Source organism: Vibrio sp. 10N.286.55.E10, assembly GCF_002872555.1.
Classification (GTDB): domain Bacteria; phylum Pseudomonadota; class Gammaproteobacteria; order Enterobacterales; family Vibrionaceae; genus Vibrio; species Vibrio crassostreae.
Map to the genome: position 1 here is coordinate 23,819 of NZ_MCSD01000005.1, position 18,801 is coordinate 42,619.

Genomic DNA, 18,801 nt, shown 5'->3' on the forward strand with positions numbered 1-18,801 from the left:
ATGACTTACATGAAAGCGGCGACGGCGAGCATTGATTTAAACGCGCTCGAACATAACCTGAACCAGATAAAGTCGAAGGCTCCTCAGTGCAAGGTAATGTCTGTTGTAAAAGCCAATGGTTACGGACATGGCTTACTGCATATCGCCAAGCATTCAAAAAGCTCTGATGCTTTTGGTGTGGCGCGTATTGAAGAAGCGTTACAACTGCGTGCTGGTGGCATTGTTAAACCTATTTTGTTGCTGGAAGGGTTTTACTCTTCGGGCGATTTACCCATCTTGGTGACCAATAACATTCAAACGGTAGTGCATTGTGAAGAGCAATTAAGCGCGCTAGAGGATGCGGATTTGGAAACCCCCGTTGTGGTATGGCTAAAAGTCGATAGTGGTATGCATCGATTAGGTGTTCGCCCTGAGCAATACCAAAATTTTGTTGAGCGTTTGCATCAATGTGCAAACGTAGCTAAACCTCTGCGTTACATGAGCCATTTCGGTTGTGCTGATGAACTAGATAGAACCACCACCGTTGAACAGACTGAGCTTTTCTTGTCTCTTACCGAAGGTTGTGAAGGCGAGCGTTCACTTGCTGCTTCTGCGGGTTTACTCGCTTGGCCTGACAGCCACCTTGATTGGGTTCGCCCAGGAATCATCTCTTACGGTGTATCTCCGTTTGTGGATAAATCAGCGCAAGAGCTTGGCTTTTTGCCAGTGATGACTTTGACCTCACACCTGATAGCGGTTCGCGATGTGAAAGCCGGTGAAAGTGTTGGTTATGGCGGAAACTGGACCAGTGAACGTGATACCAAGGTTGGAGTTATCGCGATTGGTTACGGTGATGGCTATCCTCGTACAGCACCTAACGGCACACCAGTGTTCGTTAACGGTCGAAAAGTACCGATCGCAGGACGAGTATCCATGGACATGCTAACGGTTGACCTAGGCCCTGATGCGGCTGATAAAGTCGGTGATGAGGCGACGCTATGGGGTAAAGACTTACCTTCAGAAGAAGTGGCGGAACATATTGGCACTATCGCTTACGAGTTGGTCACTAAACTGACTTCGCGTGTTGCGATGGAGTATGTGAAGTAATCATGGTTCTTATAAAGTAAATGATGTTCAAGCGAACGACTCGACACTTAGTGATGTCAGTGATGGCGCTACTTGGTGTCAGCTTTTCTTCCTCTGCTTTGAGTGAAGAAAAAGATTCAGCCTTTGTCCCTTTCTACTTCAGCACCGAAACAATGGGTAACACCTTTGGGGTTGCGGGTGTCGCAAAGGGTGTTTGGCAACCTCAAGCCGCTCTGTTTGGTATGGCACTTTATTCAGATAAAGATAGCTACGTCGGTTTCTTATCAGCCTTTAATTTTGCATTGTCTGAGAGCGTACTGTTTAGCACTCAGATGTATCAAGCTCGCTTCAACGACAACCCGTATTACATTGGCTCTCAAGGCGATAATGATTCATCCATTGATGACAAAACCATTGCCGATGGCTTAGAAGAAAACTATCAGTTTGAGTTTAAGTACCTGCTGCCTTGGGGCAATGTTGCAGAATATGGCTTGTTAGGGGCATTTCAACCGATCAAAGACGTGAGCCTTGCTTCGCCCGTTGAGTCGGGTGTCAGCTCGATTGTCTTTACACCTTTTTATACTTCCCGAGAGTTAGAAGGCTTAAACAATTCTGAAGAGGCGACGGGCTTTAGTTTGGCGTTTGATTGGGATAACCGTAATAGCACACGTAACCCAACCAAGGGCTCTCATACTAACTTAGAATTCACCACCGGAGCAGAAAGCTGGTCTAATGATGACTTGTGGCTCAAGTGGACCTTCCAAAATAGTCAGTACTTTGCTTTAGGTCCTTTAGGGGACTTATTCGATCAACAAGTTTTAGCATTCGATTTCTATACGGCTGACACGCCTACATGGGATAACTGCTCTGGGCAAGATTGTGCTCGTCCACCGGAGACCGAGCAAGCTCGATTAGGTGGCTTGTATCGATTACGAGGTTATACCGGAGGCCGTTATCACGGTCGCTCTGCAGTGCATTACTCTGCAGAGTATCGAGTGCTTCCTGACTGGCAACCTTTGGGCGATATCCCACTGATTAACTACTACGACTTGCCTTGGTGGCAATGGGTAGCGTTTGCTGAAGTAGGGCGTGTTGCCGATGAGTACGACATTAAAACACTGCATACAGACATGAAGTGGAGCTTAGGTGGCGCAGTTCGTTTCCAAGTGGAAGGCATTGTTGTTCGTGCTGAATTAGCGCGAGGTGGTGATGAAGGGACCTTTAGGGTCATGATAAATCAGCCCTTCTAAAGCTTTCGGCCTACAGTAGGCCAAATACTATTTTTATAAGAGTGGTTGTGGAAATGCACCACTCTTTTTTATTAACAAGATATTGTTTTTATTAAGGAGATCTTGTTTTCAAGCAGTCTACTCACCTTGCATCGTAGCAATCACAGTTCGGCTTCCACCACAATCCCGGTGCTCTCCTAAGTAAATGCCCTGCCATGTTCCTAAAGCTAAATGACCATTGCTAATTGGTATTGTCACACTGGTGCCAAGTGTCGATGCTTTAATGTGGGCAGGCATGTCATCATCACCTTCATAGGTGTGTCTGTAGTAGGGCGCTCGCTCTGGGATAAACTTATTGAAGTGCGACTCCATATCGGTACGGACGGTAGGATCTGCGTTTTCATTTAATGTGATGCTGGCAGAGGTATGTTGGATAAAAAGATGTAATAAACCAACAGATAGAGAATTGATATCGTGTATCTGTTGTTCAATTTCATCAGTAATGAGATGAAATCCACGCTTTCGTGCATTTAGGTGTATAGTCTTCTGAATCCACATACGCCATCCTTTATAATGTATTTGGAAAAAAAGTAGTTTAACGCTATCTTTTGAACTTGAATTTATCAGGTCTCGCTCACATTTAATTATGTTAGAGCTAGAGTCTGTACCGATTCTTCTGTCAGGAAATCTAATCCTGATTTATCTCAAGGTACAGCTCTTCATATGCGGCATAATACGTCGTGAAAAAAAATTACAAAGAATCTTTCAGTGGTGGCGCGGTTTGGTCATCACAGAAAAATATAAACTTTCGCCTAATCGGGGGTTCTATTCATCACCTAGGTGACGTTTAGAATAAAACCTACAGTAACATCGGGATAGATACCATGTTGAAAAATATCAACCCAACGCATACACAAGCGTGGAAAGCTCTAACGGCACATTTTGAGTCTGCTCAAGATATGGATATGAAAGAGCTATTTGCTCAAGATGCAAAGCGTTTCGAGAGCTTTTCTACTCGCTTCGGTTCAGACATCTTAGTGGATTACTCTAAAAACCTAATCGACGCTGAGACTATGCAGCACCTATTTGCTCTTGCAAACGAGACTGAAGTTAAGTCTGCAATTGAAGCGATGTTTGGCGGTGATGCAATCAACAAGACTGAAGGTCGTTCAGTACTTCACACTGCTCTACGTAACCGTAGCGACAACCCAGTAATGGTTGATGGCAAAGACGTAATGCCTGCTGTTAACGCTGTACTAGCAAAAATGGAACTGTTCACGCACCGCATCGTTTCTGGTGAGTGGAAAGGTTACACAGGTAAAGAGATCACTGATGTAGTCAACATCGGTATCGGCGGTTCGGACCTTGGTCCATACATGGTGACTGAAGCTCTAACGCCATATAAAACTCGTCTAAACATGCACTTCGTTTCTAACGTAGATGGCACTCACATCGTTGAGACACTTAAGCCTCTGAACCCAGAAACAACGCTATTCTTAGTGGCATCTAAAACATTCACTACTCAAGAAACAATGACTAACGCGCACTCTGCACGTGATTGGTTCTTGGCTGAAGCGGGTGACAACGCACACGTAGCTAAACACTTCGCAGCACTATCAACTAATGCAACTGCAGTTGCTGAGTTTGGTATCGATACTGACAACATGTTCGAATTCTGGGATTGGGTTGGTGGCCGTTACTCACTATGGTCTGCGATCGGTCTTTCTATTTCTCTTTCTGTTGGCTTCGATAACTTCGTTGAGCTACTAGAAGGTGCTCACGAGATGGATAACCACTTTGCCTCAACTGAGTTTGAAAGCAACATTCCAGTCATCCTTGCGCTTATCGGTATTTGGTACAACAACTTCCACGGCGCTGAGTCAGAAGCAATTCTACCTTACGATCAATACATGCACCGTTTTGCTGCTTACTTTCAGCAAGGTAACATGGAATCAAACGGTAAGTTTGTAGACCGTGAAGGTAACCCGGTAGAGTACCAAACTGGTCCTATCATCTGGGGTGAACCTGGTACAAACGGCCAGCACGCTTTCTACCAACTGATTCACCAAGGCACTAAGCTGATCCCATCAGACTTCATCGCGCCTGCTATCAGCCACAACCCAGCATCTGATCACCACCAGAAGCTAATGTCTAACTTCTTTGCTCAAACTGAAGCTCTAGCTTTCGGTAAGACAAAAGAGACTGTAGAAGCTGAATTCCTAGCTGCGGGCAAAACAGCTGAAGAAGTTGCTGAGCTAGTACCTTTCAAAGTGTTTGAAGGTAACCGCCCAACGAACTCAATTCTTGTTAAGCAAATCAACCCTCGCTCTTTAGGTAACCTAATCGCGATGTACGAGCACAAGATCTTTGTTCAAGGTGTTATCTGGAACATCTTCAGCTTCGACCAATGGGGTGTAGAACTTGGTAAGCAACTAGCAAACCAAATTCTTCCAGAGCTTGCTGATGATACTCAAGTAACATCTCACGACAGCTCAACGAACGGTCTAATCAACGCATTTAAAGCGCTTAAAGCTTAATTGAGTCGATAGCATCCAAAAAACGCCAACCTTCGGGTTGGCGTTTTTGTATCTGTAGAGCAAGCAATGGTTAAATCGCAGGTAATAAAAAAGGCTGGCATTATGCCAACCTTCTTTGTACTCAGTACTGCTAGAAATAAACAGCTGTTATTCGAAACAGATCTCGATGAAAGCATTACCCCATTGAGATGAAAAAGGCATGATGATGATTGCCCCATCACACTTGTGACGAATCGTATGACCTTTACCGGAAACCACGATTGGCGTTGCCATATCGAAGTCAAAACCGCTTTCCGCAAGAATACGTTTTGCACCGCCAGTCACCATGTTAGTGATTTCACCCACCATATCGGTCACTTCTTCGTTGAGGCCGTTTGGTCGTTCACCGAGCATGTTTTCCATGATTTCGAGAGCGAGACCTTCATCAAAGGTGATCGACATAGAGCCACGAGATTGTGTACCCACCATACCAATTAGGCCGGATACATCGCCACGAGCGATTTCATCTTTCTTAACTCTCGGTTTTTGTGGCTTCAATTCTAGAGAAGCCATCGTTTTTAGTACGTTCATCAAAGAAGCTAAAAACGGGTTTACAAATTCAGCGCGCATAATGTTCTTCTATAATCTTATTCTTTCATCTCGGAGGAGCAAGATTGGCAAATGCCATGCGATTCAATGACATGATTAGTCAATTGAAAGCTATGCTTCTCAGCGTTACTGGCGAGTAGGGTGACAAGCGCATCGTCTTGCAGTTCTATCACAGTGCCACATTTATCGCAGATCAGTAGTTGGGAGAAATGTTTGTTGGCATTGCAAGAACAGCAGCATATGAAGCTATTGGTTGACTCAACTCGGTGAATGAAACCTTGTTCTAACAAGAAATCTAAAGCGCGATAAACCGTAGGAGGCTTGGCTTGTGGTTCACTGACTTTCAACTGCTCTAACAATTCATAAGCACTGGAGGCTTTTTTATTAGAGAGAATGAGCTCAAACACTCGCTTTCTCTGAGGCGTCAATCTAACGCCTCGCGATGCGCATATCCCTTCAACTTGCTCTATTAATGTGTGGTCCAAATTTTTCACCATTCAATCGGCCATCCCTAATTAAACCCTATTTCTAGGTTACTACGTTTTGGGGGCCAATGATTTCTATTAAAGTCAGGTACAGAGCGTATTGTGACCCACGACTTTGAATAAGACAAGGTAACTCAAAATGACAGTGTGACTCAAGGCATAACTGATTAATGAGGCTGAATTAGAGATCTGGTGAATAGGTTTATAAAAAAGTGTGAGGCAAAGTTCATATAGCACAAACAGGGCATAGCATTTACAATAGCCGACCTTGCTTTTGCTGGGTATTCCAGCATATTTTTTTGACTCGCTACTAGGGTACTTTGCCATGACACATTCATGTAGGCTGTCTGTCGCTCCAATGCTCGATTGGATTGATTAAGCAGCCTTAGCAAGGGCTGAGCTAGTTTGAGGGGTACCATAGGAGTACCACGTAGCGTTCTATGCTATTCCTTAGATACAGAAAACCCCCGCCGAAGCGAGGGTTCTGTAAATCGGCAGCACCAATAGGTTTGTTATCACCTGTCTTTGGGCTGGCTGTAATCCTACGAAAACAGTCTTAGTGCATCTCTTTGAGTTTCCTCAAAGGAGCGGGAACAATTAAATATTACATGTATAGCCTAGAACTGGCAAGTTATTAACCGCGTTCAATATCCTCCAATGACTCTCAATAACCCTCAATGACCTTTAGTTTAGGCAAATAATATTAAGCATTACAGGTGATTACCCAAGTGTCCTAGGTTCATCCCATGTAATACGCAAGTGAAAATACTTTTCATGTTTTCACGGCTAAGTGATTGCTCGAAGTAAACCCTTTTACCATTATCAAACCCTAGCCTGATCAGGTCTAACCGCTCAAAACCCATTGTGTAAATCATGTCGCCTTTCAACCATGTTTCCTTTCCTTCAAAGAATTTATCTCTGGGTAGGTATTTATCATCGATTAACATGTGATAGGCCATTTGCGGTTCTGGGGTGGCAGTACTTAGGCAAGCTACTTGTACTAACTTTGGTCCATAACGAGAAGATTTTATGACGATAACCGGACGTCTTTTTACCATTTCAGGTTCTTTCATTCCTTTGAAATCACACATGAGTATCTGGCCAACTTTTGGTGAGTATTTTAATCCCAAGTTATTCTCCTTTTTCTAAGTTACATTCTCTGCCCTGACCAAACCACTTCACCGATGATCTCGAAATCGGCGCTTTTAATCTCTTCTTTGCCTAGTTCCCATGCTTCATACGCACTATTGTCACTGACTACCTTGATACCGTTTGGTAGGAATTGAAGTCTTTTCACCATTAGTCGATTGTCATATCTAAATACGTAAATTCCGTCAGTAGAAAAACCATCAACTCGGTTCACCATTACGATGCTTTGATTTTTGAGAGTCGGGATCATGCTGTCACCACGAACAGGCATTAAGAAAATGTTGTTTGGGTTAAAACCAAGCTCTTGCCTAATGAATCGCTCACTGAAAACCATTGCGCTAGATTCTTCTTCTTTTTCAACGAGCGTACCTTGTCCAGCACTCACCTCAATATCGAAGAACTTCAATTCCAAATAACCTTTCGGTGCAATTGAGCCTGTTTTTGCGATCTCTTTCGCTTTTAAGAAAATATCTTCGGGGATGTGATCACGGTGTTTCCAGTTGGAAATGGTCTTAGGTGACTTCCCTAAAACCCTTGCTAAATCAACATTCTTAGATGTGTTAGTAAGCTCTTTAAGTTCTTTTAATTGTTCCTCAAAAGTTCCCATTGAAAAATCTCCGTGTACATTTGGGGTTGCTAATTGAAATTAGATCCTCAATAATTCCCCGTGAAATGATTAGGGAGGTTTGAGGGATATTTAAGTTTCCTCGAATGACTTCAAGTGTACTACACGGAGGAACTATGAACACAAAATTTGCACTACTAGCTAGGTTTGAAAATCCAACCGTAGAACTGAAACAAGTTAGCCAAGAGTTCTTTGGTATTACCTCAAGAACAGCTGAACAAAGAGCGAAAGCTTGCGACTTTCCCGTCCCTACCTTTAAGTTGCGCGATTCAGAGCGTAGCCCGACCTTAATCAAAATTGATGACTTAGCTGCCTATATCGACAAGCGATATGAGCAAGCTAAAACCGAATGGCAATCAGTGAATCTTTAAGGGGGACTTATGAAAAATACCAACCAACTCAAACAAGACTTCAAAAGTTTACGGTTAGTTATCAGAGGGAAAGCGTCGGCTTATACAGCTTTTAGTCTTGGTCAGAAATATCCCTATTACTCGACTGTTTATTTTGCTGCGTACGAGGCCGAGTTAAAGAGTGACAAGTTTCCAATGCGATTAAGGCTAGAGCATTTCCGTGAAACGGGACTAGTCGTTGCCGTTCGAAACTTTGCTTAGGGGTTCGTTATGACCGTTTCTGACCCTATCCACCTACCTTGTCCCGATATGCTTGGCATGGTTGACCCAAAACCGGAACTACGCGAACGCTCTATTCATTTGATAGAGCAGTTACGTGAAAAACACGGCTTGTCGAAGCGTTCAAAGCGCAAAGCTAGACCGATGAATTACGTTTGCACAAATAATTCGTGTACGGGGCTGTAATGAACGAACAAGCGATGATAGCCGCATTTGCTAACATGGAAGCTAAAAGTGACGCAGGGGAACTCACTCGTTACTCTGCGTTCACTAAACGCTTCTTTCCTCGCTTGCCTAAAATCGTGCGTAACGATGTGAAGCGCAAAATAGCCAAGCGTAAACAACGCCAAAACCCTACCAAAGAAAATCTGATACTAGCGGCAGAAGATGCCGTTAAATTTGGGCTGAAAAGAGCTCACTTCATTGAAGACAAATTCCCGTTTGTTGATAGTCGCGCTAAGAGCCGAACTCAACCTTTAAGCCACGATATTTTGATGCGTGATGATGCTGTCAGCGAACTAGCAAAAGAGTTCGCTGACAAATGCGCGTTACTGCTTACCGAAGAAAGCCAACCGGAAGTATTCAAAAGCTTTTTAGATGCGATAGAGCATGTTTACCAATTGCAGGAAGCTGAACTAAAAACGATTCATGTTAACGCGCCACAAGTGAACCTTAAAAAGCGCGACAAGAAACCGGAAGAGTTAGAACAAGACCTACAGGTAGCCGTATTAAAGATGCAATCCGAGTCTTGGATTGAGGGACGCTTGTTACACCTCCGAGCACAATACATTGAGTATTCACAAATCACGCTTGAGCGAGTTGGTGAGGGAAAACATCAGTCACCGGTGATCAGTGCGTTGTCATTTGCCAACTGGAAACAGAAACAGCGTGACGCTAAAGCATTCCTTGAAACCATGGCCGTGATGAATAACGAGACGGGTGATTCGTTCAACCTCGAAGATGTGGTCAAACGAACGACTGCGAACCCAGAAAACCGTCGTATTGAAATGATGGTGCGTTCTCGCGGGTTTGAAGAACTAGCTCAAGACTTAGGTTATACCGCGCTTTTCATTACTTGGACGTTGCCGAGTAAATACCACCGAGTATCTAAAAAGTGGAATGGTGCGAGTATCAAAGACGGCCACCAAGTTCTCATGCAGCAATGGGCTTTAGGCCGAGCACTAATAGCCAAAGAAGAGATTCATTATTTTGGTTTTCGAGTAGCTGAACCACACAAAGACGCGACCAGTCACGCTCACTACTTTCTATTTTGTTCGCCTGACGATAAAGACTTCATTATCGAAACCTTAAAATTGTGCGCTATCTCTGAGGATAAGCACGAACTAGGTTCTGATATTTCGCCTCGTTTTGATGTGAAAGAAGCTGATCCTAAAAAAGGCGGGGCGACTGCCTACATTGCTAAATACGTCTCGAAGAACATTAACGGTAAGCACATGCCAGAAAACGAGGGTGAAGAATCAGCCTATCGTGCACGTGCTTGGGCTTCCACTCACCGAATCCGTCAGTTTCAGCAATTTGGTGGTAAGCCCGTTTCCCTTTGGCGAAATCTACGCAGGGCAAAACCGGAACAGACCATGATAGACCCAAAGCTCGAAGAATTGCGCCAAGCGGCAGATTCTTCGAAGTGGTCGCTGTTCTGCCAGCTGGCTGACAGTGCAAAAGTGGCCTACCAAACAAAACAAAACCAATACGGTGAAACAACTAAAAAGGTGATCGGCTTTTCTTGGCTCGGTCGTCTTATCGAAACGTCTAGCGAGTGCTATTCGCTCGTTAAGAAAAAAGACGTGAAGCGTCTTCAAGAGGCGCGGAGCGTCTCACCTTGGAGCACTGAAAATAACTGTAACTCTCCCTTAGTTGAACATCTTCAACGCGTGACCGGATGGAGCGTGGAGGGAGTCCAATGTCTAATCTCACCGCTAATGCGGGGGGCAAAAGTTCAAATAGATAAATACACGAATATCAGTTTCAAAAACAATCGTCTGATTGTGTATTAAACCATTGCCAACGATGTGAATCAGGGGCTAAACACTAAACAACGTCGTGAGACAGAGGATTGAAATGAAAATACTATCGCTTGAAGAGTGCCAGCGAGATTTAGCCGCTTTGGACGCGGCTGACAAACTAACCAGCAACATGAAAGTGGAAATCGACCGCTTTAAAGAAATGGATACCAGCAAGCTCATGAAAAAAGCCATGGGAATGTTGATGGGTGGCAACTTATCACTGGAGGCGTTAGGGCTTCCAGTCAATCTATTTGAGCAATTAGAGCAACTCGAAAAACTCAATGGAGTGGCGCGCAATAAGTACCGCGCTATCGTCGTGGCCAACCAAGAGCAACTTGGTGATGTAGAAAGCATCGAGGTGAACCATGGCTAAATATGAAAACCCTGTTCGTGGGTATATCGCCTGTCCTGTTTGCCAGTCTACCGCCACCACTCACCAAGTGGGTGAGGGTCAATTGATCGCCTCTGGTGAGCCACCAAAAAACAGCCGTAACATTGGACTGATGTATTACCGTTGCCCTGAGTGCGGTAACAGTTCGAATAGCAAAAAGGTTACGGAGTTCATCAAAGCGAATTCCGTTGCTGAGTTAACCGAACTTAAACCGAACCCAACCGAGAAAGGTTCGGTTATTGAGTCGGATTTGATAACCGAGCCTAACCCTATCGATGCAATTGAGTTAACCGAATCGGTGCAAATGGATGAAGTCAGTAAAGACGTGGTTTCCAACCGAGAAGTAACCGAAACGATAGCAGATGAAAAAACAGAAAAGACCCTAAGTAAATTCCCCTTTAAACGAGTAATCAAGGGGTTAGCGTCGGTTATCTTTATCATTTGGGCGGTGTCTCAACTGCTACCGAAAGCCCCAACCGAACAACCGCAAGGGGGCGAACATGGAGCAAGCTAACGAAACCTTACCAGGTGAACAAGTTGAACTGGATGATTGGGGGGATTTTGGCTCCGTTATCCATCAGCTAGAAGAACAAGAGAAAACCGAGAGCGATTTAGTTGGCTTAACCGAGCCAACCGAGACGGTAACCGAAGATAAAACGGAAGCTATGGCGGGCTTGCTGAATATTTTGTTTGCCTTAACCGAGCAAGCGACCTCCATCATTTCGGGAGTTGAATTTGAGTTTGACGGTAAAGGTAAGCAAGCGGTGATGGATGCGGCTGAGCCTGTCTTTGCAAAACACGGTAGTACGCTTATGGGTGTGTTTGGGGATTACATCGAAGAGGCGACCTTATTACTTGCGGTTCTTGGTTTGATTTATGCCTCAAAAAAGCAATTGGTCATGCTGCAACAATCAAAGGAGGTGGACGGTGAAAAAGCCGAAGCCCCTAGCTCTACCGAACCCCGTTAACTCGAACCCGTCACATGATGCCGAGCACACTATTTATGTGGCGGGAACAGGAGGAGGTAAAACCTCAGCCGTTAAGCATTTGGGGCTAGTCCCTAAAACGGCTCAAGCGGTCTTTTTTGACCCCTACACCAACTACGCAGGGAGTAAATTTCAAGGTCAAATGTGCCACGGAACTTCATCACGCTTAACCTTTGTCAAAACGCTCATTATGGCGCGTCGTCGCGGTGGCTCGTTTAAGCTGGCCTACATTCCAGCAAATGGGGCAACTGCCGACGAATTAGAGTTCTTTGCGTCGGTGGTGTGGTCGGTGGGTAACGGTCGGGCTAGCCAGCTCTATACCGTTATCGAAGAATTGGCGTCATGTGTTGAAACCTCGGGCAAGCTTCGAGGTCGTGCGGGTGAGCTTTTGCGCGGAGGTCGTCAATACGGTCTGGTGGTGCATACGGTGTTTCAACGAGGGCAAGAAGTACCAAAAACCGTGACTGAACAATCAAGCGTTTGGTGGGTGGGCGCGGTTAACTCAATGAGTGATGCTCACTGGATAGCGGATAAACGCGGGTTGGATGTGAATATCGTAGCGGGGCTGAAATCTGCCAAGGTCAATAAAGAACGCATTGGTAAACCGATAGCCGAATACTTATTGATTGGTGATGGTATCGGCAATATCGAGCACAAAGCGTTTAACTGTCAGTCAGGCTCTAAGCTCAATTTAAACTACCGTTAATCGACCTTTTTAACCTATAGGTTACCCGTTCAACCTATAGGTTACTTTCCCTTCCTTTTTTTACCTCACTCCTATTTGATAAACGCTCAATTTGATTATTCACAATCCAACGTCGAGAGACAGGGGAACTCATGAAAGCTCAACATAAAAACATGTTGATTGCTGTAGCACTGACCTTACTGGTGATTGCCATCATCAATAACGTATCAACGCTAGAAGCAGTCAAAGAACTCATTAACGGCAAGCGTGGCTGGTTTTAAGGAGATATAAACATGTCAGTAAAACCAATCAAACTTAATTCAATGGTCGGTGCTGCTTGGGGGCAAAAAGGTACGCTACCTATCCCAGTAGGACCTACTTATCAAGAGCTGGTACTAGAGACCAATGCCGAAGCCGCCGATATCGAGCGTTTGTCTATCACGCTTAATGCAGAAGAAATCTATGTCTTAACGGGCAGTGAGATTTTGATGCTTGAGCGTTACAAACAACGTGCTCATACAACAGGCCACTACGTGATCCCATTTAGTGATATTTCCGCACGTACTAAAAATGGTGTTCGTTACACGGGACTGGTGACGGAAGCGGGTGACAACATTCACCTAGATGTTCAGTTCAAAGCGAAAGCCAGTGGTGACCCGCTATCGATTCAAGTCCATGCGTGGGTGACGAATGCGCAACCTGCACGAATCATCGTGCCAATGGTTAAGCGTGAAACCATGCCAGCGAACGCGGCAGGGGTGAACGAATTCACAAGCCTAGTATCAAGCCCGTTGATTAGTTTACGTCGTGCGCACTTCATGCACGCGGGTATCACTAAACTCGAAGTTGAGCGCGACTTTGTTAAAGAGTACGAAGCCAACAAATTTATCAATGAAGCGAACGCCAAGCGTAACGAACGCACACCTCAAGCGGGGTACTTTCACTTCGACCCTATTGTGCGTGGTTTCTCTATCGATGAGCTATTTCCAACACAGCACAGCTCTAACTTGAAGTTCTCAGTAACAACGAGTGACGTAGCAGGCTCAATCCCTATTTTGGTTGAATCGGTGAAAGTGGTTCGCCCTGAAATGCTCGCGGGTCGAAGCTAAGGAGCCGATATGAGCTTTTTTGATGACCTCTTAGAGTTTGGGGGCGGTGCGCTTGATAGCGTGGGTGAAAATGCTGATTGGCTGTTTGGTGATGATGACAATTCATCTAACCCAAACACTACCCAGCAACCTAATGCACCCGTTGTTGATAATAACGGCAACGCTGTTACAACCCCTCAAGGCTCACTTGTAGCGAAAGATAACACCCTGCTTTATATCGGTGGTGGTATTGCTGCGCTGTTAGTGCTGGTTCTGCTTGTTGTCATGCTGAAAGGTAAATAGTTATGCCATTACTTTTCATTGGTTTAGGTGGTCTTGGTCTTGGGTCTGCGCTTGGGTTTGGTGTGAGTCAGGGTATCAATAAGGCTCTGACTGCTACCGCGTTGATTGCCTTGTTATACCTTGCCTACAAATCGGGAGTGTTTCGCTAATGCTAGGTTCATTAACGTCTTTAACGGGTGGCGGTGGCTTGACGGGCGGGTCTTCGGGTCCAGCAAAATCAGGTAACACGTCTAACACCACAAATAACAGTGGCTTTACTGCTGGCGCAATGAATTTTGGCAGCAACAACGGCATACCGTGGTGGGGTATTGCGCTTGTTGCTCTGATTGCGCTGTATGTTCTCACTCGAAAGTAACTTAATTCCTGAAACTTGGGGCAATGCCAAGCCGAGGCTATGTAAAGCCCTTGGTGATTACCTCAAACAAGCAGAAATTGAAGTTCAAGAGGGGCGAGAGTCCCTTTATCGAGTGGAAGATACCTACATGTTACTGCGCGGTGAGCAATCACAATCAGGCTCTAAGGAGTTGGTGGTTGTTGCGTTAGCGGGTGATATGGCAGCGGGTACGCTCAGTGCAATTAATCACGGTAAAGCGAACGGCTTTGACTCCATTCGCGCCCACTTTAGCAAACGCGGAGCCCATCGCTATATTCAGCGTAAATTACGATTGCCTGTTCGAGAGGTTGAAACTCACAAGAATGAGCATGTATTACAGATAAGGTTTGATGATATGGGCGGGAAAAGTAGCTCAAGAAGTGACGCTAAAACCGTCACCACAACCACAAACAAAAGCAATAGCCAAGGTATCGGTGGCGATAACAATGGCTTTGCGCTGTCAGGGATAGAGAACTCTGACATTAATTTAAGCATGACTGACCATGGTGCAATGGCGGTTGCAGGTCGAACGGCAGAAGAAGCGTTTAATTTCGGAACTGACGCATTAGATTTTTCAGCAGACACCGTTGATGCATCTTTGGGATTTGGTGAGAAAGCGTTAGACGGAGCGTTCAGTTTTGGTGAGAGCGCATTGGATGCAAATGCAAATCTTAGCGAGCATGCGATAGATTCCATTAAATCCATGGCAGGCCAACAAACGGAAACGACCAAAGCAGCACTTGCCATAGCAGGGGCAGCAAAAGCGCGAGAGCAAACGGGTGAGAACGAAAGCAATAACGAGTTACTGAAAAATGTGTCGCTTATTGTCGGGATTCTCGTCTCGTTATTAACGATGGCTTATATGTTCGCGGGGCGTAAGCAATGAAGCAACTGCATACTTTAAATACTGGCGAAGCCATCAAATTTAACGCAGGTCAGTCTGGTAAGTACCTCATCATGCGTGAAGCGAGTAATACCGTCATGCTGCGCGGTGATGCTCTGCGACCTGTAGAGATTGAACGCGGTGACACGGTTGATATCACTCGTTTTGACGAGCTTGAACTTTTTAATCACAAAGCGGATGCCGTGACGATTGAATATCAAATCGCAGATGTTCCAATCATCACCAAAGCGCAAAAAATTGATATCAGTAATTCGGTAGCGATTAGCGAGATTTTAACGCCAATTACCGTTGATAAAGTTCTATCCCCGATAAAGGTGGGCGAAGTCCAAACCGAGGTAAAAACACGCATTCAAAATGACGTCCTCAAGGTGGAAAAGCTTGCTGATTTGTACACCTTGCAAAAGGTCGGCAGTGGGTTATTGGATTTAACAAGCGATGAGCAAATTATTGATGGGAAAGCTGGGCGTAAAGGGCTCTTTATTCAGGCTTCTACCGACAATGCCAGTCCCGTGTTGGTGCAAGGCTTAATTGATCTTACAGCTGGCGGTCATACATTAATTCAAACGGATGCCATCGTGACACTGCAAGGTGCCATAGGCGATAGCGTCAAAGTAGGGGAGTTTATCTAATGTTCCAACTTTCAAACCCGCCCCAAGCCTCTTCGAGTTCGGGCTCAGTTGGGGAAGTCGGGGCTAATGTCTTGGCCTGTATTCCTCTAAGTGCTCAAGATGGCGGGAGTGCGTCCGGTTTCGTGACCATCTTAAATAACCTTTATAACGACCCTGAACGTAGTCATAACGCGGCTCTGTATCATCGAAATGAAAGCATTAATGGTGAGTGGGGTCGAAGAATGCAATTAAAGTCAGCAGTCGATTTGATAACGAAAGCGGAGCCTTATGATTCTGTATCGTTAATGATGTCGGTCACGCTCAAAGGGAAGATAAATCTTGATGCGTCAACGGCTGCGAAGGTGAGTGCGTTAGATACTCCTATTTCTTGCGTAATCGGAATTAAGACTCAAGCCGCCCCATCATATAGAGGCGCGTATTGCAGTGTGACAGCTGCGTACTCTTCGAGTGATTCGTCATTGGTCTTTGGTGGTTCGTCTGATGTTGTTCTTAATGTTCAAGCGGGCGATGTAGCCAGTATTGCTGAATCAGAACTTCAAATTTCTTTCGATGTGGAAGATATAACTAATGATGTGATGGTTTACTTGGAAGAGGCACCTGCAACGTTAGAAAACTTGTTTGGGCTTATTCATGTCAAAAAGGCGTGGATTGCTGAGGAAGCTGTTTATCCGGTGCCTGATTAATAAGGGTTTGGTGGTAATGAATATTAAGTATTTGCTAGTACTGCTTTTCCTGATCCTGTTTGGGGGATACCTAATGAAAAAAGACAAGATAATCAAAATAGTGAGTGGCTTTGCTTTATCAGCTAGAAGTGAGATGCGCATGGTGGGCGTACGCGGTGATTTAAAGCGAGTCGTTCGCCGCGCTATTGAGCTAACCCCGTTTGATTTTGGCATTACGTCAGGTAAGCGCACCGCAGAGGAACAGAACGCTCTATTCAAACAAGGAGCAAGCCAGTTAGACGGATACAGCAAAAAAAGCCGTCATCAATCAGGCTGCGCGGTTGATTTTGTGGTGTACGACGAAAACGGCAAAGTGACGTGGGGCTTTAGTTATTACGAACAAGTGAGTTGGGCATTCAAACAGGCAGCGGATGAGTTAGGTATTCCGATTGTATGGGGCGGTGATTGGGTCAGCTTTAAGGATGGTCCTCATATCGAACTCGATAGAGCCCATTACTCATAGTTACATCATCAAGTATTTAAGGAAGAGCAAATTACTATGAAAAGCTTATTAGAAAAAATCGGAATCGACCTTGACCAACCATCCACTAAAAAGGGTTTAGCGTTACTTGGCGCGGGAGCTGCTTTGGTAGTTGGTCACCCTGAACTTATCACCGCGAGCGTATCGACAGACGGTGTTCAATTCGGTGGCATTATTGGCGCAAGTGCTCCAATAGTATTTGGCTTATGGGAAACCCTACGCAACGAGTTCAAGTAAATGGCAGAGTATCAAACACTTATCATCGCAGTTGTCAGCGCTTTATCTAGCGGGGTAGGTGTAGGCATTACACTCAAAACAGATGTTAAGTGGCTGCGCTTGATGATGGAAAAGATGGACGAGCGTTTGACTCGATTGGAAAACAAAAGCCCTCTCTAGGGAGGGCAAAAAAGATCTAAGGACTAGTCTTTTTTCTTTAGTTTCTGTAATTCGTCATGAAAAAATACAGTCGATACCAGATCGCTTAACGCTTCAACTAATTCGCTTTGGTTGTAGCAGAAACGCTCTGATTTCTTATGGGTGATGGTTATAGGGTAACCACTATCTGGTTCTATCGTTTTAAACAAAGTACCCGTTTTAAGCTCGCGGTTTTTGGTAGATAGTGATACTAGCTTATATCCCGTTTTCTTTCGGTTGTTTAGCCCCAAGCCATTTATAGATAATGCAGCAGCAGCTATTCCAGCTGCCGTTGCTGCATACTTAGAACCGACCCCAGAATCAGTAGACTCGTATTCATCACCTTCGTAAAAATTAACATCAAAGCCTAAAAAGGTGCTTATGTTTACAGCTAGCTCTTTGTAGACATCAGAAACTTGTTTTTTATATTCAACAGCTTGATCTCTAGCTTGTGCGCCTTCAAGTAACTTTTCATTGAAATTAAACATTGTTTACCTCTGGTTTAGTAATTTCACAGATAACAGGTAAGTGATCGTATATTGAACCGTTATCTAAAATATTCGTTAAGTATTGGCCGTTGTCGATCACACCAGTTTCACTTTCTTGTAGGTGCCAATTTGTGCTGCCTAAGAAGCCACCAGATACCATAATTTGGTCGAACATATGCCAGTTTGACTGCGGGGCACTTGCATAGTGGTGAGAACCAGAGTGAAACTTATTTTGTTTTTCTGAAAGGTGATTGTAGTTCGATTTAGATACGAGTTTTCGCCAAAATGGGTTGTAAAAAATCTCCATTGGATATTTTCTGGTTGCATCATGACATCTAAGTGCACAGAGGTTGTTTTGTATACTGATGTCATATGGGTTGTCATTGAAGTCACCCATTATCACAGCTAGTTTACCATTGCTCATTTCTTCCGAAGAATCTAAATAGAGAATATCAGCAGCTCTGATCCGTTTACTCTCCCCATCTCCCCTCAGGCGACTAGGCCAGTGACAGAGATATAGTACAAATTCGTCACCGTCTTTTAATTCAATTACCTTTATCTTCTGGGCTGCTTTTATGGTTCGCCCTTGTATTTTGCTAGTCAAATCTTTTAAGTGACTGACATGTATTTTTTTTGAGTCGTAAATGATCGCAGTATCAAATCGTGTACGACCCGTTTTAAAAGTAAGGTCTAAGATTCTATATGGGTGTGGCAACCTTTGTTCTATCTCTTTTACATCTGAGCTGCTTACTTCGCATATAGCTAATAGTGATGCTCGATGAACAGTAAATAGCGCTAAAAGTTCGGTTGTTAAAGTATCAAAATCCACCATGTCAGATTTACTTGCGGCTGCAGGTGAGATACCAATATTCCACCAAGCAAATCTTAAATTGTAGAGGCGAATTAGGTCGCTATTTTGCATAGTATGAAAGTATATGATGTGAAAATCAGGTAGCTTTCGATTATACATGGCAATTTTACTAATACATCAAATGCTTAAGTGAAA

At 44.5% G+C, this 18,801-nt stretch carries 29 protein-coding genes; 22 read left to right on the forward strand and 7 right to left on the reverse strand.

The annotated features are described in order from the left end of the window. Together alr and BCV39_RS04855 are read left to right on the forward strand one after the other, a co-directional pair. On the forward strand, window positions 1–1,086 hold the full coding sequence (gene alr / locus BCV39_RS04850) for an alanine racemase (RefSeq protein ID WP_102433515.1): 1,086 nt from the start codon (window positions 1–3) through the stop codon (window positions 1,084–1,086). 23 nt (window positions 1,087–1,109) lie between these two features. Further along, entirely contained in the window at window positions 1,110–2,315 is a 1,206-nt protein-coding gene (locus BCV39_RS04855; protein WP_102433534.1) for a BamA/TamA family outer membrane protein, read from the forward strand. Between the two features lie 117 nt (window positions 2,316–2,432). Here BCV39_RS04855 and BCV39_RS04860 read toward each other — a convergent pair whose 3' ends face one another. Continuing rightward, window positions 2,433–2,852 carry a secondary thiamine-phosphate synthase enzyme YjbQ gene (locus BCV39_RS04860; RefSeq protein ID WP_102433516.1) on the reverse strand — a complete coding sequence of 140 codons (420 nt, stop codon included), beginning with the start codon at window positions 2,850–2,852 and terminating at the stop codon, window positions 2,433–2,435. 326 nt (window positions 2,853–3,178) lie between these two features. Between BCV39_RS04860 and pgi the strand changes: the two genes are divergently transcribed. After that, complete coding sequence (gene pgi, locus BCV39_RS04865) at window positions 3,179–4,831, forward strand: glucose-6-phosphate isomerase (RefSeq protein ID WP_102433517.1); 1,653 nt, start codon at window positions 3,179–3,181, stop codon at window positions 4,829–4,831. Window positions 4,832–4,978: 147 nt separating this feature from the next. Here pgi and BCV39_RS04870 read toward each other — a convergent pair whose 3' ends face one another. From BCV39_RS04870 to BCV39_RS04890, 4 genes are all read right to left on the reverse strand, one after another. Next, window positions 4,979–5,440: a chemotaxis protein CheX gene (locus BCV39_RS04870; RefSeq protein WP_017059940.1), complete on the reverse strand. Its 462-nt coding sequence runs from the start codon at window positions 5,438–5,440 to the stop codon at window positions 4,979–4,981. Between the two features lie 17 nt (window positions 5,441–5,457). Continuing rightward, window positions 5,458–5,916 (reverse strand): zinc uptake transcriptional repressor Zur, encoded by a 459-nt coding sequence (gene zur, locus BCV39_RS04875; RefSeq protein ID WP_048661606.1) that lies wholly within the window; start codon window positions 5,914–5,916, stop codon window positions 5,458–5,460. A 698-nt stretch (window positions 5,917–6,614) separates the two neighbouring features. Then, window positions 6,615–7,034, reverse strand: a complete 420-nt coding sequence (locus BCV39_RS04885) for a type II toxin-antitoxin system PemK/MazF family toxin (RefSeq protein WP_017071571.1) — start codon at window positions 7,032–7,034, stop codon at window positions 6,615–6,617. A gap of 20 nt (window positions 7,035–7,054) precedes the next feature. Continuing rightward, entirely contained in the window at window positions 7,055–7,660 is a 606-nt protein-coding gene (locus tag BCV39_RS04890; RefSeq protein ID WP_102433519.1) for a S24 family peptidase, read from the reverse strand. A 134-nt stretch (window positions 7,661–7,794) separates the two neighbouring features. Between BCV39_RS04890 and BCV39_RS04895 the strand changes: the two genes are divergently transcribed. The 19 genes from BCV39_RS04895 to BCV39_RS23120 all read left to right on the forward strand — a co-directional run bounded on the left by BCV39_RS04895 (window position 7,795) and on the right by BCV39_RS23120 (window position 17,289). Then, on the forward strand, window positions 7,795–8,049 hold the full coding sequence (locus tag BCV39_RS04895) for a pyocin activator PrtN family protein (protein ID WP_016787890.1): 255 nt from the start codon (window positions 7,795–7,797) through the stop codon (window positions 8,047–8,049). 9 nt (window positions 8,050–8,058) lie between these two features. Then, complete coding sequence (locus BCV39_RS04900) at window positions 8,059–8,289, forward strand: hypothetical protein (protein ID WP_102433520.1); 231 nt, start codon at window positions 8,059–8,061, stop codon at window positions 8,287–8,289. 9 nt (window positions 8,290–8,298) lie between these two features. Next, a complete protein-coding gene (locus tag BCV39_RS23310) occupies window positions 8,299–8,493 on the forward strand; it encodes a hypothetical protein (RefSeq protein WP_054542926.1) in 195 nt (64 codons plus the stop codon). After that, the gene (locus tag BCV39_RS04910; RefSeq protein ID WP_102433521.1) at window positions 8,493–10,322 is read left to right on the forward strand and encodes a replication endonuclease; all 1,830 of its coding nucleotides are present in this window, start codon (window positions 8,493–8,495) and stop codon (window positions 10,320–10,322) included. The genes BCV39_RS23310 and BCV39_RS04910 overlap by 1 nt, the downstream gene beginning before the upstream one ends. Window positions 10,323–10,386: 64 nt before the next feature. Then, on the forward strand, window positions 10,387–10,704 hold the full coding sequence (locus tag BCV39_RS04915) for a hypothetical protein (RefSeq protein WP_059021666.1): 318 nt from the start codon (window positions 10,387–10,389) through the stop codon (window positions 10,702–10,704). Next, window positions 10,697–11,236 carry a hypothetical protein gene (locus BCV39_RS04920; protein ID WP_102433522.1) on the forward strand — a complete coding sequence of 180 codons (540 nt, stop codon included), beginning with the start codon at window positions 10,697–10,699 and terminating at the stop codon, window positions 11,234–11,236. The genes BCV39_RS04915 and BCV39_RS04920 overlap by 8 nt, the downstream gene beginning before the upstream one ends. After that, window positions 11,223–11,690, forward strand: a complete 468-nt coding sequence (locus BCV39_RS04925; protein WP_102433523.1) for a hypothetical protein — start codon at window positions 11,223–11,225, stop codon at window positions 11,688–11,690. The genes BCV39_RS04920 and BCV39_RS04925 overlap by 14 nt, the downstream gene beginning before the upstream one ends. Before the next feature lie 79 nt (window positions 11,691–11,769). Then, on the forward strand, window positions 11,770–12,414 hold the full coding sequence (locus BCV39_RS04930; protein ID WP_170960831.1) for a hypothetical protein: 645 nt from the start codon (window positions 11,770–11,772) through the stop codon (window positions 12,412–12,414). Window positions 12,415–12,545: 131 nt separating this feature from the next. After that, window positions 12,546–12,674 (forward strand): hypothetical protein, encoded by a 129-nt coding sequence (locus tag BCV39_RS23415; protein WP_256099348.1) that lies wholly within the window; start codon window positions 12,546–12,548, stop codon window positions 12,672–12,674. Window positions 12,675–12,686: 12 nt separating this feature from the next. Beyond that, window positions 12,687–13,502: a major capsid protein P2 gene (locus BCV39_RS04935; RefSeq protein ID WP_102433525.1), complete on the forward strand. Its 816-nt coding sequence runs from the start codon at window positions 12,687–12,689 to the stop codon at window positions 13,500–13,502. Between the two features lie 9 nt (window positions 13,503–13,511). Next, on the forward strand, window positions 13,512–13,784 hold the full coding sequence (locus tag BCV39_RS04940) for a hypothetical protein (RefSeq protein WP_004735826.1): 273 nt from the start codon (window positions 13,512–13,514) through the stop codon (window positions 13,782–13,784). Between the two features lie 2 nt (window positions 13,785–13,786). Then, window positions 13,787–13,933, forward strand: a complete 147-nt coding sequence (locus BCV39_RS23115; RefSeq protein WP_170960258.1) for a hypothetical protein — start codon at window positions 13,787–13,789, stop codon at window positions 13,931–13,933. Next, on the forward strand, window positions 13,933–14,139 hold the full coding sequence (locus BCV39_RS04945; protein ID WP_004735824.1) for a hypothetical protein: 207 nt from the start codon (window positions 13,933–13,935) through the stop codon (window positions 14,137–14,139). The genes BCV39_RS23115 and BCV39_RS04945 overlap by 1 nt, the downstream gene beginning before the upstream one ends. Beyond that, complete coding sequence (locus BCV39_RS04950) at window positions 14,120–15,043, forward strand: hypothetical protein (RefSeq protein WP_102433526.1); 924 nt, start codon at window positions 14,120–14,122, stop codon at window positions 15,041–15,043. Before BCV39_RS04945 ends, BCV39_RS04950 begins: the two co-directional genes overlap by 20 nt. Then, the gene (locus tag BCV39_RS04955; protein WP_054542934.1) at window positions 15,040–15,690 is read left to right on the forward strand and encodes a hypothetical protein; all 651 of its coding nucleotides are present in this window, start codon (window positions 15,040–15,042) and stop codon (window positions 15,688–15,690) included. The genes BCV39_RS04950 and BCV39_RS04955 overlap by 4 nt, the downstream gene beginning before the upstream one ends. After that, window positions 15,690–16,373: a hypothetical protein gene (locus BCV39_RS04960; RefSeq protein WP_050621042.1), complete on the forward strand. Its 684-nt coding sequence runs from the start codon at window positions 15,690–15,692 to the stop codon at window positions 16,371–16,373. Before BCV39_RS04955 ends, BCV39_RS04960 begins: the two co-directional genes overlap by 1 nt. A gap of 73 nt (window positions 16,374–16,446) precedes the next feature. Further along, entirely contained in the window at window positions 16,447–16,875 is a 429-nt protein-coding gene (locus tag BCV39_RS04965; protein WP_050621050.1) for a M15 family metallopeptidase, read from the forward strand. A 36-nt stretch (window positions 16,876–16,911) separates the two neighbouring features. Beyond that, window positions 16,912–17,130 (forward strand): hypothetical protein, encoded by a 219-nt coding sequence (locus BCV39_RS04970; protein WP_102433527.1) that lies wholly within the window; start codon window positions 16,912–16,914, stop codon window positions 17,128–17,130. Continuing rightward, window positions 17,131–17,289 carry a hypothetical protein gene (locus tag BCV39_RS23120; RefSeq protein WP_198591321.1) on the forward strand — a complete coding sequence of 53 codons (159 nt, stop codon included), beginning with the start codon at window positions 17,131–17,133 and terminating at the stop codon, window positions 17,287–17,289. Window positions 17,290–17,312: 23 nt separating this feature from the next. Here BCV39_RS23120 and BCV39_RS04975 read toward each other — a convergent pair whose 3' ends face one another. Beyond that, the gene (locus BCV39_RS04975) at window positions 17,313–17,795 is read right to left on the reverse strand and encodes a hypothetical protein (RefSeq protein ID WP_102433528.1); all 483 of its coding nucleotides are present in this window, start codon (window positions 17,793–17,795) and stop codon (window positions 17,313–17,315) included. After that, the gene (locus tag BCV39_RS04980; RefSeq protein ID WP_206748274.1) at window positions 17,788–18,717 is read right to left on the reverse strand and encodes an endonuclease/exonuclease/phosphatase; all 930 of its coding nucleotides are present in this window, start codon (window positions 18,715–18,717) and stop codon (window positions 17,788–17,790) included. The genes BCV39_RS04975 and BCV39_RS04980 overlap by 8 nt, the downstream gene beginning before the upstream one ends. Between the last annotated feature and the right edge of the window lie 84 nt (window positions 18,718–18,801).

Excerpts from the sequence above, each read along its gene's own strand:
- BCV39_RS04980 (WP_206748274.1), bottom strand. The coding sequence starts at position 18,717 with ATGCAAAATAGCGACCTAATTCGCCTCTACAATTTAAGATTTGCTTGG.
- BCV39_RS04915 (WP_059021666.1), top strand. The coding sequence starts at position 10,387 with ATGAAAATACTATCGCTTGAAGAGTGCCAGCGAGATTTAGCCGCTTTG.
- BCV39_RS04860 (WP_102433516.1), bottom strand. The coding sequence starts at position 2,852 with ATGTGGATTCAGAAGACTATACACCTAAATGCACGAAAGCGTGGATTT.
- BCV39_RS04945 (WP_004735824.1), top strand. The coding sequence starts at position 13,933 with ATGCTAGGTTCATTAACGTCTTTAACGGGTGGCGGTGGCTTGACGGGC.
- BCV39_RS04920 (WP_102433522.1), top strand. The coding sequence starts at position 10,697 with ATGGCTAAATATGAAAACCCTGTTCGTGGGTATATCGCCTGTCCTGTT.
- BCV39_RS04935 (WP_102433525.1), top strand. The coding sequence starts at position 12,687 with ATGTCAGTAAAACCAATCAAACTTAATTCAATGGTCGGTGCTGCTTGG.
- BCV39_RS04970 (WP_102433527.1), top strand. The coding sequence starts at position 16,912 with ATGAAAAGCTTATTAGAAAAAATCGGAATCGACCTTGACCAACCATCC.
- BCV39_RS04890 (WP_102433519.1), bottom strand. The coding sequence starts at position 7,660 with ATGGGAACTTTTGAGGAACAATTAAAAGAACTTAAAGAGCTTACTAAC.
- BCV39_RS04965 (WP_050621050.1), top strand. The coding sequence starts at position 16,447 with ATGAAAAAAGACAAGATAATCAAAATAGTGAGTGGCTTTGCTTTATCA.
- BCV39_RS04925 (WP_102433523.1), top strand. The coding sequence starts at position 11,223 with ATGGAGCAAGCTAACGAAACCTTACCAGGTGAACAAGTTGAACTGGAT.
- BCV39_RS04900 (WP_102433520.1), top strand. The coding sequence starts at position 8,059 with ATGAAAAATACCAACCAACTCAAACAAGACTTCAAAAGTTTACGGTTA.
- BCV39_RS04855 (WP_102433534.1), top strand. The coding sequence starts at position 1,110 with ATGTTCAAGCGAACGACTCGACACTTAGTGATGTCAGTGATGGCGCTA.
- BCV39_RS23310 (WP_054542926.1), top strand. The coding sequence starts at position 8,299 with ATGACCGTTTCTGACCCTATCCACCTACCTTGTCCCGATATGCTTGGC.
- BCV39_RS23415 (WP_256099348.1), top strand. The coding sequence starts at position 12,546 with ATGAAAGCTCAACATAAAAACATGTTGATTGCTGTAGCACTGACCTTA.
- alr (WP_102433515.1), top strand. The coding sequence starts at position 1 with ATGACTTACATGAAAGCGGCGACGGCGAGCATTGATTTAAACGCGCTC.
- BCV39_RS04895 (WP_016787890.1), top strand. The coding sequence starts at position 7,795 with ATGAACACAAAATTTGCACTACTAGCTAGGTTTGAAAATCCAACCGTA.
- BCV39_RS04910 (WP_102433521.1), top strand. The coding sequence starts at position 8,493 with ATGAACGAACAAGCGATGATAGCCGCATTTGCTAACATGGAAGCTAAA.
- BCV39_RS04975 (WP_102433528.1), bottom strand. The coding sequence starts at position 17,795 with ATGTTTAATTTCAATGAAAAGTTACTTGAAGGCGCACAAGCTAGAGAT.
- BCV39_RS04940 (WP_004735826.1), top strand. The coding sequence starts at position 13,512 with ATGAGCTTTTTTGATGACCTCTTAGAGTTTGGGGGCGGTGCGCTTGAT.
- pgi (WP_102433517.1), top strand. The coding sequence starts at position 3,179 with ATGTTGAAAAATATCAACCCAACGCATACACAAGCGTGGAAAGCTCTA.
- BCV39_RS23115 (WP_170960258.1), top strand. The coding sequence starts at position 13,787 with ATGCCATTACTTTTCATTGGTTTAGGTGGTCTTGGTCTTGGGTCTGCG.
- BCV39_RS23120 (WP_198591321.1), top strand. The coding sequence starts at position 17,131 with ATGGCAGAGTATCAAACACTTATCATCGCAGTTGTCAGCGCTTTATCT.
- BCV39_RS04955 (WP_054542934.1), top strand. The coding sequence starts at position 15,040 with ATGAAGCAACTGCATACTTTAAATACTGGCGAAGCCATCAAATTTAAC.
- BCV39_RS04950 (WP_102433526.1), top strand. The coding sequence starts at position 14,120 with ATGTTCTCACTCGAAAGTAACTTAATTCCTGAAACTTGGGGCAATGCC.
- BCV39_RS04960 (WP_050621042.1), top strand. The coding sequence starts at position 15,690 with ATGTTCCAACTTTCAAACCCGCCCCAAGCCTCTTCGAGTTCGGGCTCA.
- zur (WP_048661606.1), bottom strand. The coding sequence starts at position 5,916 with ATGGTGAAAAATTTGGACCACACATTAATAGAGCAAGTTGAAGGGATA.
- BCV39_RS04870 (WP_017059940.1), bottom strand. The coding sequence starts at position 5,440 with ATGCGCGCTGAATTTGTAAACCCGTTTTTAGCTTCTTTGATGAACGTA.